The sequence below is a fragment of the Hyalangium gracile genome, from assembly GCF_020103725.1.
Taxonomy (GTDB): domain Bacteria; phylum Myxococcota; class Myxococcia; order Myxococcales; family Myxococcaceae; genus Hyalangium; species Hyalangium gracile.
This window is the reverse complement of the sequence record NZ_JAHXBG010000025.1, coordinates 77,506-90,161: the sequence shown is the minus strand read 5'-3', so window position 1 is coordinate 90,161 and position 12,656 is coordinate 77,506. Positions and strand designations below refer to the sequence as shown.

13 protein-coding genes are annotated in these 12,656 nt (G+C 70.9%); 7 read left to right on the top strand and 6 right to left on the bottom strand.

Annotation, left to right across the window (positions count from 1 at the left end; all coding sequences use genetic code 11):
- Positions 1–1,125: 1,125 nt before the first annotated feature.
- The 3 genes from KY572_RS36785 to KY572_RS36775 are packed head-to-tail and all read right to left on the bottom strand — an operon-like array spanning position 1,126 to position 3,506.
- Positions 1,126–1,614 (bottom strand): phage tail protein, encoded by a 489-nt coding sequence (locus tag KY572_RS36785; protein WP_224248377.1) that lies wholly within the window; start codon positions 1,612–1,614, stop codon positions 1,126–1,128.
- Positions 1,607–2,821, bottom strand: coding sequence for a phage tail sheath family protein (locus KY572_RS36780; protein WP_224248376.1), 1,215 nt, complete (start codon positions 2,819–2,821; stop codon positions 1,607–1,609). Before KY572_RS36780 ends, KY572_RS36785 begins: the two co-directional genes overlap by 8 nt.
- Before the next feature lies 1 nt (position 2,822).
- Positions 2,823–3,506 (bottom strand): carboxypeptidase regulatory-like domain-containing protein, encoded by a 684-nt coding sequence (locus KY572_RS36775; RefSeq protein WP_224248375.1) that lies wholly within the window; start codon positions 3,504–3,506, stop codon positions 2,823–2,825.
- Positions 3,507–3,784: 278 nt separating this feature from the next.
- Between KY572_RS36775 and KY572_RS36770 the strand changes: the two genes are divergently transcribed.
- Both KY572_RS36770 and KY572_RS36765 read left to right on the top strand, forming a co-directional pair.
- On the top strand, positions 3,785–4,435 hold the full coding sequence (locus KY572_RS36770; protein ID WP_224248374.1) for an autotransporter outer membrane beta-barrel domain-containing protein: 651 nt from the start codon (positions 3,785–3,787) through the stop codon (positions 4,433–4,435).
- Positions 4,436–4,447: 12 nt separating this feature from the next.
- Entirely contained in the window at positions 4,448–4,993 is a 546-nt protein-coding gene (locus KY572_RS36765) for a hypothetical protein (RefSeq protein WP_224248373.1), read from the top strand.
- A 15-nt stretch (positions 4,994–5,008) separates the two neighbouring features.
- Here KY572_RS36765 and KY572_RS36760 read toward each other — a convergent pair whose 3' ends face one another.
- Positions 5,009–5,548, bottom strand: a complete 540-nt coding sequence (locus KY572_RS36760; protein WP_224248372.1) for a hypothetical protein — start codon at positions 5,546–5,548, stop codon at positions 5,009–5,011.
- A 287-nt stretch (positions 5,549–5,835) separates the two neighbouring features.
- Here KY572_RS36760 and KY572_RS36755 point away from each other — a divergent pair, with 287 nt between their 5' ends.
- Positions 5,836–6,387: a CBS domain-containing protein gene (locus tag KY572_RS36755; protein ID WP_224248371.1), complete on the top strand. Its 552-nt coding sequence runs from the start codon at positions 5,836–5,838 to the stop codon at positions 6,385–6,387.
- 11 nt (positions 6,388–6,398) lie between these two features.
- On the opposite strand, the gene KY572_RS36750 is transcribed toward KY572_RS36755, so the two are convergent.
- Entirely contained in the window at positions 6,399–6,953 is a 555-nt protein-coding gene (locus KY572_RS36750) for a sterol desaturase family protein (protein WP_224248370.1), read from the bottom strand.
- Positions 6,954–7,041: 88 nt separating this feature from the next.
- Here KY572_RS36750 and KY572_RS36745 point away from each other — a divergent pair, with 88 nt between their 5' ends.
- The 3 genes from KY572_RS36745 to KY572_RS36735 all read left to right on the top strand — a co-directional run bounded on the left by KY572_RS36745 (position 7,042) and on the right by KY572_RS36735 (position 10,279).
- Positions 7,042–7,785, top strand: a complete 744-nt coding sequence (locus tag KY572_RS36745; protein ID WP_224248369.1) for a TetR/AcrR family transcriptional regulator — start codon at positions 7,042–7,044, stop codon at positions 7,783–7,785.
- Between the two features lie 10 nt (positions 7,786–7,795).
- The gene (locus KY572_RS36740; RefSeq protein WP_224248368.1) at positions 7,796–8,512 is read left to right on the top strand and encodes a lytic transglycosylase domain-containing protein; all 717 of its coding nucleotides are present in this window, start codon (positions 7,796–7,798) and stop codon (positions 8,510–8,512) included.
- A gap of 96 nt (positions 8,513–8,608) precedes the next feature.
- A complete protein-coding gene (locus tag KY572_RS36735; RefSeq protein WP_224248367.1) occupies positions 8,609–10,279 on the top strand; it encodes a vWA domain-containing protein in 1,671 nt (556 codons plus the stop codon).
- Between the two features lie 13 nt (positions 10,280–10,292).
- Here KY572_RS36735 and KY572_RS36730 read toward each other — a convergent pair whose 3' ends face one another.
- Positions 10,293–11,030, bottom strand: coding sequence for a glucosamine-6-phosphate deaminase (locus tag KY572_RS36730; protein WP_224248366.1), 738 nt, complete (start codon positions 11,028–11,030; stop codon positions 10,293–10,295).
- A gap of 123 nt (positions 11,031–11,153) precedes the next feature.
- Between KY572_RS36730 and KY572_RS36725 the strand changes: the two genes are divergently transcribed.
- Complete coding sequence (locus tag KY572_RS36725; RefSeq protein WP_224248365.1) at positions 11,154–12,581, top strand: amidase; 1,428 nt, start codon at positions 11,154–11,156, stop codon at positions 12,579–12,581.
- The last annotated feature ends 75 nt before the right edge of the window (positions 12,582–12,656 follow it).

Genomic DNA, 12,656 nt, shown 5'->3' with positions numbered 1-12,656 from the left:
AGCCGGCTCAGCCGCTCCCACTGGGCCAGCAGCGCCGCGCCCTCCGCGGCATCGGCGGGAGGTGTCTCGGGAAGCTCCGGCCAGGGAGTGCTCCCTCCAGCCTCGCGAGACTCAGAGGAAACACCGGGAGACGGCCTCGCCTGCTGCACGGACTCTTCCGGGAGAGCCGGCCAGAGCTGGGCCGCAGGGACCAAGGGCTCATGACGGAGCACAGGCTCGGAGTGCACCGGCGGCACCACCGCCAATGCCGGGCTCCACGGGTAGGACTCGACGGCCGGCTCGCGGGGCCCAGCAGGGGCCACTGGAAGCTCGGCCGGGGGCAACGAGCGGACCTGGGCAGGAGCCGCCGTCAGCCCTGGAACCGGAGCAGGGCTGGCCGACCGTCGGGGCAGCTCCGGCCCCGTCGACTCAAGGCGAGGCTCGGGCTGAACGGAGCACGGCCCAGGAAGAGGCGCCGACGCGGGTTCCTCGCGTCGGCGAGCAAGCCGCGGCTCCTCGGGAGCTGGCGGTCGTGCCACAGGAGGAGCGGAGGCGCTGCCCTGCTCGGGAGCGGGCGTGGTGCTCGCCTCGGCTCGCCTCTCCTCCTGAGGCGCCTGCGAACGCGCAGGCTCCGAGGCCAAGGCGGGCTCCCTGGCCCCCCCCGGAGGCACCACAGTCTCCACGGACATATAAGGATGGGACACCGAAGCCTGAGGTGCTTCCTCCGAAGTCGTCTCGGGCCGCTCCTTCGACGGAGCCTCGACAGGCCGGGAGGACACCGGCCCGGGTCGTGGGGCCTGAGTTCGCCCGACGCGGGCCAGCAGATGCGGCGCTCCCCGGCGAACGCGCTCCACCCAGTCGGCAGGAGGACCCTCTCGCCGCGCCTGCACATCCCTCAGCCACTGCACCGGCGCCTCCCCCGCACTTCCCTCGCGTCTGACCTCGCTCGGAGCAGGAGCCGCCTCGGACGGCGTCTCCACCGAGCGCTCCACGGGCTCCGCGGCAGCCACCTCCCGCCGACCCGGCGGCGCTGGCTCGGAGGGCTCGACAGACTCGGGGGCCTGCGCGAGGACCGCCTCGGCCCAGGCCTTCACCCGCCGCGCCAGGGAGCGCACAAGCACGTCGCGCCAGCGGCTCTGGGAGCGCTCATCCACGGTTGAAGGACTCGAAGGTGATGACGAGGGACTCGATGGCGACCAGCTGCCCGAGCGCATCCAGCGGCGCGCCGTGCCACTCGGCGGGCCAGGCCTCCAGCAGGTTCCAGCGCATCACCTCCGTCACTCCGTCCATCCCCACCATCAGGATGGAGACGTTCTTGCGCTGGGGCTGGCCGCTCACGGAGGCCTGGAACCAGGTCCACAGCTCCGGAGACTGGGTGAGCCCATAGCGCAGCGTCACCTCGCCCAGCCGCAGCGGGCCCGCCAGCTTGCGCACCACGGAGCCGCCGCCCGCCTCGCGGTAGGGGATGACCTCCACCTTGGCGTGCAGCCCCGTGCACTGGGTGAAGTGCCCCTCGTTCACCCCGTCGATGAGCAGCTTGAAGTTGTACGCCCGGAACGGGTCCACCAGGGCGCCCGGCTGCGCGCCCGGATCCCGCGGGCCCGGTGGAGTCTCGGGGGGTTTGGCCTCAGCCATTCTTCACCTCCTCCACCTCCGCGCCGCCCTGGTGCTGGCCGATGCGGAAGATGATGAACTCCGCCGGCTTCACCGGCGCCAGGCCGACCAGCGCCACCACCTGCCCCGCGTCGATGCTCTCGGGCGAGTTGGTCTGCTCGTCGCACTGCACGAAGAACGCCTCGTCCGGGGTGCGCCCCAGCAGCGCCCCGTCCCGCCACAGCCGCAGCAGGAAGGCCCCCACGTCCCGGCGGATGTTCCCCCAGAGCGTTGGATCGTTCGGCTCGAACACCGTCCAGCCCGTGCCCAGGGCGATGGACTCCTCCACGAAGTTGAAGAGCCGGCGCACGTTCAGGTACCGCCACTCGCTGTCCGCGCCCGCCACCGTGCGCGCCCCCCACACCCGGATGCCGCGGTTGGGGAAGTAGCGGATGCAGTTGACGCCGTTGGAGTTCAGCTCCGCCTGCTCCTCGGGCGTGACGTGCTTGACGAGGTTGCCCGCGCCAATCACCACCTCGTTGGCCGGAGCCTTGTGCACCCCGCGCGCCACGTCCGTGCGCGCGTAGATGCCCGCCATGTGGCCGGAGGGCGGGACGTTCACCCGCTCCCCGGACATGGGGTCCACCGTGGTGAGCCACGGGTAGTAGAAGGCACCGAACCCCTGGTCCGACAAGCGCGGGCGCAGCCCCTTCAGCGGCTGCTCTTGCGTCCTCGGCTCGCCGGCCCGGGCCCCCGGTGCCTCCAGCAGCGCGATCCGGGTGAGCTGGGCGATGTCATCCACATCCTCGGGAGAGTCCAGGATGGCGATGCGATCCTTCATCTTCTCCGCGTGCGCGAGCAGCGCGTCATGGGCCGCGGAGTCCGAGAAGCCGGGGGCCGCCACCATGGCCACCTCGGGCACCTCCTCGAGCACCGCCAGCCCCTCGCGCCGACGCGTCCCGCCGGTGAGCCGCTGGCCGTCGCCGATGTTGACGACGAAGCAGCGCCGCCCGCCGTTCTGGAAGAAGCCATGGACGGCGCGAGACAAGGCCGTGCCTGGCGTGTCCGGCCGCGTGTACTCCTTGAGGAAATAGGACCAGCCGTTGATGGCCACGGCCTCGTGCAGGCGCGCATCCGCCAGGGGCGCCCGGCCCACGAAGGCAGCCGTCGTGGTTCCCACCCCCTGGATGGAGCGCGTCCCGGTGGAGACCTCCTCCACATAGACACCGGGCGTCAGGTAGTTCGGCACGTCACCCCTCCTTCAACGGCATGCGGATCACCAGCTGCCCCTCTTCGGAGCTGAGCGCCTCCGCGCCCACCTGGAGCACCTCGCCCTTGGCGCGCACCTCCAGCCGACCGATGGACGCTCGGGAGGGCACGAGCGGGAAGCGGAACCCGCCGCGCGCATCCGTCCGCGTGCTGAGCTTCAGCGTGGGCAGCTCCACCAGCGCCCCGGGGATGGGCACGTCCCCCGGCCCCACCACCCGCCCCAGCAGCGCCTCGTTGGGCACCGTCTGCGTGACGAGCGGGAAGCGCACGCGCCGGATGTGCGGCTCCTCGCGCTCGCGCCGCACGGACAGCCGCACCCGGAAGGCCGGCCGTGGAGGAAGGGCCAGCGCCGTCCACAGCTCCAGCGGGATGGGGCTGAGATCCACCTCGAAGTCGGGCGTCTCCAGCGCGGAGAACACGAGCTCCCCGAGCAGCTGGTGCGCGCGCTGCGGACTCTCCGCGCCCACGGTGATCAGGTAGCAGACGGAGAACTGCAGGGGAACGCGGCGCACCGAGCGCGCGGGCGGCGCGGCGCCGAGCTCCAGCAGGTACAGGTTCACACCATCCGTCAGGGTGCCGCGCTCTGGGACCGCGAAGGACACAGAGGCATCACCCACCACCTCGCCCACCCACGCCTTCAGGCGCTGGTCGACCTCGTCGATCATCGTGTCTCCTTCCCCGCGTTGGCCCACCCTGGCCCTCAGGACGGCAGAGAAAGTTGATCCCGATCCCCGCCACGGAAACTGCCCCGCGGGGCAGCGTCTCGTTCGCGCCTCGACAGGCCGGCCGCGAGCCGCACAAAGCCGGAAAGGACTTCAATCCACGCAGGCCTGGAGCGGCGTCAGGCCTTTTGCACGGCGCGCCGCTTCTCTTTCCGGTGGCGTCCACGAATGATGAGAACCGGCCACCCCGGCCACGTTCTCCTCTCAAGACAGGCACTTCGATGATCAGACGTGAAGCCTTCAGTCTCTCCCGCCCAGGTGCGGCGCTGGCCTGCGTGCTGGCGCTCGGCACCGGCGCGGAGGCCCTGGCGCAGGACGACTCCAGCGCCTCCCCCGAGGTCGCGGCCGACTCCTCCAGCGACCCCGCCGACAGCTTCGGGCTCGGCGCGATGCTCGACGTCGGAGCCCCGGACGGCATCGGCGTCTCCGCCGTGGCGCGGCCGGTGCGCTGGCTGCGCATCAACGCCGGGCTCACGACGAACACCCTGAGCTTCGGGGTGCGCGGAGGCATCAGCCTGGTCCCGCTGTCCACCTTCATCTCCCCGTCCATCAACCTGGACGTGGGCCACTACTTCGACGCCAACTACAACGATCTCATCGACCGGCTGGGCGGCATCCCCCTGCGGACGTCCGTGCCCATCGAGGACGTGGGCTACAACTACGGCGGCGCCAGCGTGGGGCTCGAGATTGGCAGGCCGGACCGCTTCTCCTTCTACCTGCGCGTCGGCCTGGCTCGCGGCTCGATGACCATCGAGGACGCGGACCGGCTCCTGAAGGACGTCACGAACGATCCGGACATCACCGCCAGGCCGCTCACCCTTCGCTTCACCACGCCCTCCGTCAAGCTGGGCTTCCTCCTCTACCTCTTCTGATCCGAGCGACCCATGCGCCCTTCTTCCATCCGCATCCTGCTCCTCGCCCTTGCCCTGCTCTCCACCGGCTGCGACTCGCTCTTCTCCGTCGAGGCGGAGACCGAGGAGGTCTGCAAGCTTCAGCGCAACCTCGAGTTCCCGGCCAGCATCCCCATCCCCGGGACCGTCTCCCAGACCATCAACTTTCCGGTCGGCGACATCACCGCCACCATCCCCACCGGCAGCACGGAGGCCGAGCTGCGCGTGCGGCTCTTCGAGCTGACCACCACCGACGTGGACCTGAGCGGCATCGAGCGCGCCAGCGTCGCCCTGCGCCTGCCCGGCCAGAGCGCTCCCACCAGGCTGCTCGAGTACAGGCGCGCCGCCGGACAGACCTCCACCCAGAAGCTCACCGCCACGGGCAGCGGCGTGCTGGACCTCAATGAGCTCATCCGCCAGGACGAGCTGGAGCTGACGTTCGAGGCCAGCGGCGTGCTGCCCCAGCGCGACTGGCAGGGAGACCTGCGCGTGTGCGCGGGCCTCTGGCTGAAGACGGACGTGCTCGACCTGCTCTTCTGAGCCGCGCCCGGACCGCTACGGCTCGGTGGGCAGCTGGAGCCGCTCACCGAGCACCTGGTTCTCCGCGTAGCGGGCCATCGTCTGCCGCAGGTAGTCCAGGTGGTCCTCCTCCTCGGCCTGGCGCAGGGTGAAGGCGTCCAGCGCGTCGTCGTCGTCCGCCTCCTCCGCCAGCGCCGCCAGCAGGTCCCACCCCGCGTTGTCCACCAGCTCCGCCGCCATCAGCGCGTGGAAGAGGTGCTGCAGCGCCACGTCCTCGCGCAGGATGACCTCCTCGATGCCGCGCGACTCGGTGGCCACCAGCCGGGAGCGCTCCGACTCCGCGTTCACGTCCCCGCCCAGCGCCTGGATCTGCTCCTCCAGCCACGCCTGGTGCTCGGCCTCCTCGTCCCGGTAGGCCTGCATCGTGTCCAGCATCCCGAGGATCTGCGGCTCCTCGGAGGCCGCCATCAGGGACAGGACGCGATCGTAGAGCTTCACGCTCGTCCGCTCGAAGGTGAGCCGCTCGTGGAGCAAGTCGATGAGCTTCTCCGGGTTCTTCGCCGCCAGCATCTTCATGACCGGCCGCCTCCTCCCGGCGTGGCCGGGTCCGCATGCGCTGGGAGAAGCTATGCACCGGGGATACATGGGGCCGCGCTTCAGGCGCCTGCCTGCCCTCCGACCAGACGTCGCGGGCTGTCCACGGGATGGCACTCGAGCCCCGGCGGCAGGGCGAGCGCAACCTTTGCGCCCCGTCCGACTCCCACGCACCGGATGCGCGCTCACTCGAGCGGGATCAGCTTCCCCAGAGGGAAGAGGTTGGCCGACGGTTTGCTACCTGCCTCATGAAACCCCGAGGAAAGTCCATGAACGACACCATCGAGAACTTCATGACCCGCTCCGTCCACACGATTGGGACGAAGAGCCCGCTCACCGAAGCCCACCGGATGATGAACGACCACGCCATCCGTCACCTCCCCGTGCTCGAGGGAGGCCGGCTCGTCGGCATGCTCTCTCAGCGGGATCTCCACCTGATCGAGACGCTCAAGGACGTGGTCCCCAAGGAGGTCTCCGTCGAGGAGGCCATGTCCCAGGACGCCTATACCGTGGCCCCGGAGACGCCGCTGGCCGACGTGGCCCGGGAGATGGCGCTCCACAAGTACGGCTCGGCCGTCGTGCTCCGCGGCGCGGAGGTGCTGGGCATCTTCACCACCACGGATGCGCTCCGGGCCCTGGACACCGTGCTCGGCGGGATGAAGCAGCAGCCCGCGGCGGAGAAGCCCGCAGCGAAGACGGTGGTTGCTCGCAAGGCCTCCAAGCCAGCGACGCGGAAGTCCGTCAAGAAGGCTCCAGCGCAGCGCGTCACCGGCAAGGCCGGCAAGGGCTCCAAGCAGCCAGCCAGGCGCTCGCGCCGCTGACCCCGGGCTGCTCAAGGGGGAGGCGCGGCGGAGACGTCCTGCTCGGGCTCGGGGGACGTCGCCGGGCGGGGCGCGGGCTTCACCGCCTCGGGAGCCCTGGGCTGCACCCCCACGAACTCCTTCCGCGTCCCCAGGACGATGTCGAAGAAGGGGTGGGTGACGCACCAGTTCGAGTTCTGATCACGCCCCATGTGGTGGTCGTAGTGCCACGGCAGGTGCTCCTTCGCCCAATGGGGGTCGAGGTGAGCCCGCTTGTGGATGCGGTAGTACTTCACCGTCGAGTACCACACCGTGGCCGTGAAGAAGGGCGCCACGGGAAACAGCGGCAGGTGCCCGGCCACGATGGCCGCCAGCCCCAGCAATTCCTTGGACTGGGGCGACCAGACCCACCAGGGGCTGGTGTACTGGTCGTCCACCATCTCGTTGCGCCGAGACTTCTGGTGGTGCTCGTGCCAGTGGAAGCTCCAGAAACTCCTGGGATTCTTCCCCAGCCCGTGCAGCACGTACTTGTGCAGCAACCACTCGCCGAAGTTGCTGTAGAGCAAGCCCAATGGGATGCCAATCATGCTCCGCCTCCGGTGGCGCGTCCGGCCCCTCTACGGTGTCGCACCAAATAATGACTATTTGGTCACTTTTTTTGTGAATCGCAACGAAATGAGCCCACGCCGCAACCCGCACCGTCGGTCCGTGTCCACTCCACCCGCCGAATCCCCTCCCCGGCGCCCTGGTCCCCAGGGCGGCACGCGGGACACCAACCGCCGCGAGCGCATGAAGGAGCTGAGCGAGGCGGGCCTGCGCCTCTTCGTCGAGCGGGGGCTGGATGGGGTCACCATTGACGACATCACCCAGGCCGCCGGGGTCGCCAAGGGGACGTTCTACCGGTACTTCGAGGACCAGACGGCGCTGGTGGACGCGCTGCTGGAGCCGGTGCGGCGCGAGCTGCTCGACGGGATGGAGGCGTGCGGCCGAGCCCTGGCCGTGGCGCGGGACGTGGAGGCCATGTTCGAGGCCTACCGGGCGGTGGCGGCCATCATCGCCAGCTCGCTGTTGCAGTACCCGGGCGTGGTGCGGCTCTACCTGCAGGAGTGCCGGGGCCCCGCCGTGGGCGCGCGCGTGAAGGTGGTGGAGCTGGCGCGGCTGGTGTCCCGTCACGCGGTGGACATCACCCAGAAGGCCCACACCCACGGCCTGCTGCGCCCCATCCGCCCGGCGGTGAGCGGGCTCGCGGTGGTGGGCGCGGTGGAGCGCCTGCTGCTGGCGGTGCTCAGCGAGGAGGAGATCGGCAACCCGCTGGAGCTGCCGGACGCGCTCACCACGCTGGTGCTGGACGGGCTGCGGCTGCCTCCGGACAGCGCGCCGGGGCGCCGGAAGATGGACGGGAAGCCCAAGCGCCCTTAAGGGTAGAGCCGTGGCGCGCAAGCGGATCAGTGCGGGGCTCCCCGTTCCGGGGTGGGCGTGGCTGGGGCTGCTCGCCCTGGTGCCCGTGGTGCTGCTCAACCTGGCCGTCGCCTTCTTCGGGGACACCCAGGTGTCGCCCCTCTCCCTGTCCTTCCTGGAGCAGAAGCTCCACGCGCTGGGGGCCTATGCGAAGCACCGGCCGGCGTGCCTGCTCAGCGGACACGAGCCGCTCGAGCCCCTCATCTCCCAGGCCGAGCAGCGCCACCGCCTGCCCACGGGGCTGCTCCACGCGCTGGTGCAGGTGGAGTCCGAGACGCATCCCCACCGCATCTCCCCCGCGGGCGCCATGGGGCCCGGCCAGCTCATGCCCGGCACCGCGCGCATGCTGAGCGTGGAGGATCCGTTCGAGCCGGGGCCCGCCATCGACGCCAGCGCGCGCTACCTGGCCGCGCAGCTGGCGAGGTTCGACGACGTGCGCCTGGCTGTCGCCGCGTACAACGCGGGGCCGGGGGCGGTGCATGGGAAGGTGCCGCGCAACGGCGAGACGGAGTTCTACGTGGCGAAGGTGCTGACGGCCTATGAGCGGCTGCGGCCTCCGCCGCCGAAGCCCACCGTGAGCGCGAAGAGCCGGCCCACCGTCGCCGCGCGTCCCGCGCCTCGTCCCGCGCCGCCGGCCACGCCCAAGGCCCGCTCGCGCGTGTCCGACCTCCCCCCATCCTCCCGTTGACCGACCTCGGACGAACGACCGACGCGCGCGCGTGCGCGGCGTGGGATGGATGCCCGCGCTGGTGCCACGCCCCCCGCCTCGACGAGGTCCGCGCACATGAAGGGTTCTGGAGCAATCTCCAAGGTCGTCGTCTTCACGCTCGCCGCCGTCGTGCTCCTGGTGGGCGCCGTCACCCTCTTCGGTGACAACTTCCGCGCGCTCTTCGGGGCCCGGGCGGCGGCGCTGGGCAGCAGTGACGCCGTCAGCGCCTCACCAGGCGACTACCGCCTCAGTCGAAAGACGATGCGGACCTTCGCGGAGAACAACGCGTACGACGGCGCGGCACCTGCCGCTCCGCTCGCCGCCGAGCCCCGGTCCGCGGGCAACACCCACGCCGCGGAGCGCCCCAACCCCTTCACCCTCACCTCCGAGGATGCCCTCTCCACCTTCGCGGTGGACGTGGACACCGCCTCCTATGCCCTCTTCCGCCGCTACGTGAGCGGAGGCTCGCTGCCGCCCCGGGACTCGGTCCGCGTGGAGGAGTGGGTGAACTACTTCAAGTACCGGCTCCCGGCGCCCGAGCAGGGGGACTTCCGCGTGGACCTGGAGGGCGCGCCCTCTCCCTTCACCCCGGGCCGGCAGCTGCTCAAGGTCGGGCTGCAGGCGCGGAAGATCGGCAAGAGCCAGCGCAAGCCCACGCACCTGGTCTTCCTGGCGGACACCAGCGGCTCCATGGACGCGCCGGACAAGCTGCCGCTGGCCCAGCGCGCGATGAAGCTCATGGTGGACGGCCTCAACGAGGAGGACACCGTGGCGCTCGTCACCTACGCGGGCAGCGTGCGGGACGTGCTGCCGCCCACCCCGGCCTCCGAGCGCCGCAAGCTGTTCGAGGCGATCGACTCGCTCACCGCCGGCGGTGGCACCGCCATGGGCAGCGGGCTGGAGATCGCCTACCAGCACGCGGCCAGGAAGGCCGGCCCGGACGTCGTCTCGCGCGTCATCGTCCTCACCGATGGCGACACCAACCTGGGGCGCAACGTCACGGCGGAGGCCATGCTGGAGAGCATCCGCGGCTACGTCCAGGAGGGCGTGACGCTGTCCACCATCGGCCTGGGCATGGGCAACTACCGGGATGACCTGATGGAGAAGCTGGCCAACAAGGGCAACGGCAACTGCTTCTACATCGACAGCGACAGGGAGGCGCGCCGCGTCTTCCAGGAGCAGCTGGCCGGGACGCTGGAGGTCATCGCCAAGGACGTGAAGGTGCAGGTGGAGTTCGACAAGACGGCGGTGCGCGGCTACCGGCTCATCGGCTACGAGAACCGCGACATCGCCGACCGCGACTTCCGCGACGACAAGGTGGACGCGGGGGAGATCGGCGCGGGCCACACCGTCACCGCGCTGTACGAGGTGGAGCTGACGGGCGAGGGCACGAACGTGGCCACGGTGCGCGTGCGCGCCAAGACGCCCGCCGGCAGCGAGGCCGCCGAGCAGACCTTCTCCTTCGCGCGAGCGGAGCTCCACGACGACCTGGATGACGCCTCCGCGGACCTGCGCTTCGCCACCGCCGTGGCGGGCACGGCGGACATCCTCCGAGGCGCGCCGCAGGCCAGCGACTGGAGCCTCGCCGTGGCCGAGGAGCTCGCCGAGAACGCCACCGATGGCCTGGAGGATCGCGAGGAGTTCGTCTCGCTGCTGCGCCAGGTGCGCGAGGGGAAGCTGCAGACCGTCTCGACCAGCGACCGCCCCTCTCGCATGAAGAGCTTCGCGGAGAACAACGCCTACTGACGCGGGCGCTGGCTCAGCCGCGCTGCAGCCCCCGCGCGGCCACCGCGTCCAGCCACAGGCTGACGTTGGGGTGGAGCTGGAGGAAGGACGCCGGGCACCGCGGGGTGATGGGGCCATGCACCATGGCCGTCACCGCCGCGGCCTTGCTCGCGCCGAACGCAATCAGGTGCACCTGGCGGCCCTGGATGAGCGGCGCCACGCCCAGCGTCAGCGCCGCCATGGGCACCCGCGAGACGTCGTCCCCCACCAGCGGCGCCAGCGTCTGGCGCGTCTCGCGGGACAGCAGCACCCGGTGGCTGGTCGCCAGGGCCGAGTCCCCGGGCTCGTTGAAGGCGATGTGCCCGTTGGGCCCGATGCCCAGCAGCACCAGGTCAAAGCCCCCCGCCGCGGCCACCGCGGCGTCGTAGCGCACGCACTCCGCCTCCGCGTCCGGCGCGCTGCCGTCGAAGAAGTGGATGCGCTCGGGCGCCAGGTTCACGTGCTGGAAGAGGTGGCGCTCCATATAGGCGCGGAAGCTCGCCGGGTCATCCGGCGGCAGCCCCAGGAACTCGTCCAGGTTGAAGGTGGTGGCGCGGGACAGATCGAGCTCGCCCCGGTGGTGCAGCGTCGCCAGCTCCTTGTAGACGTTGATGGGCGAGCGCCCTGTGGGCAGCCCCAGGACCAGCTCGGGGCGGGCGCGGACTTCGGCGGCGATGTGGGCCGCGCAGGCGGTAGCAGCTTCCAGCTCAGAGGCGAAGACGCGGACTTTCACGGGACGCGCCAGGTTGGCCCGGACATCCGGGCATCGAGAGGGTTGAAGTCCATATATGACGATTCGCGGCCCTCAGGGGAAGGACCCTTCCGGTATGGAAGATGAAGTAGAGTGCCGGCCCCTATGGACGCCTTTGCTGCCCTCGACGCCACTGCCCAGGCGGAGCTGGTCCGCCGCAAGGAAGTCAAACCCCTGGAGCTCGTGGAGGCGGCCATCGCCCGCATCGAGCGCCTCAATCCGAAACTCAACGCCGTCATCGACCAGTGGTTCGACGAGGCCCGAGAGCTGGCGCGAGGCCCGCTGCCCCAGGGCCCCTTCACCGGCGTCCCCTTCCTCCTCAAGGACCTCATCTCCAGCTACGCGGGCAAGAAGCTCACCTCGGGCTCGCGCTTCTTCGCCGACCTGGTGGTGCCGCACGACAGCGAGCTCACCCAGCGCTACAAGCGCGCCGGCCTCGTCATCCTCGGGAAGACCAACCTCCCCGAGTTCGGCATCCTCCCCACCACCGAGCCCCGGCTCCATGGCCCCACCCGCAACCCGTGGAACCTGGACCACACCACGGGCGGCTCCAGCGGCGGCGCCGCGGCGGCCGTGGCCAGCGGCATGGTGGCCATCGCCCACGGCGGGGACGGCGGCGGCTCCATCCGCATCCCCGCCTCCTGCTGCGGCATCTTCGGCCTGAAGCCCTCGCGCGGCCGGCTCCCCATGGGGCCGGATGTGGGCGACATCATGCACGGGCTCGTCACCGAGCACGCCCTCACCCGCACCGTGCGCGACAGCGCCGCCCTGCTGGATGCCACCGACGGCGCCGACGTGGGCGCCCCCTACGCCGCCCCGCCCAAGGCCCGCCCCTACACCCAGGAGGTGGCCACGCCCCCGGGCCGGCTGCGCATCGCCTTCACCACCCGCACCAACACCGGCGTGCCCGTCCACCCCGAGTGCATCCAGGCCGTGGAGGACACCGTCCGGCTGCTCCAGGAGCTGGGCCACACGGTGGAGGAGGGCAGCCTGGAGGTGCCCGACGAGGAGATGCTGGCCCAGACGTTCATGACCATCTGGTCCAGCGGGGCCGTGGTCGCCCTCGAGAAGATGGCCCCGCTGCTGGGCCGCGAGCTCACCCCCGAGTCCTTCGAGCCCCTCACCTGGGCCCTCTATGACATGGGGCGTCAAAACACCGCCGCCTCGTACCTGATGGCGTATGACGCAATGCAGCGTTACGCCCGGGCCTTCGCGCGGAAGTTCGTGGAGGTGGACGCCTGGCTGCTGCCCACGCTCGCCGAGCCCCCCGTGCCGCTGGGCACCTTCGACGCCCCGCCGGACGAGCCCATGGCGCCCCTGTTCCGCGCCGCCGCCTTCACCCCCTTCTGCCCGCTGGCCAACATCACCGGCAACCCCGCCATGTCCGTGCCCCTCCACTGGAGCGCGGAGGGCCTGCCGGTGGGGGTCCAGTTCATCGGCCGCTTCGGGGACGAGGCCACCCTCTTCCGGCTGGCCGGTCAGTTGGAGGGTGCCCGCCCATGGGCCGCCCGGCGCCCTCCCCTGGTTGGATGACTTGGGGGGGCCGGTGACGTTCTGAGGGGTCACCCGGAATTTCCTTCCCTTGCTTCGCCCTCGCTCGCGCTAGAA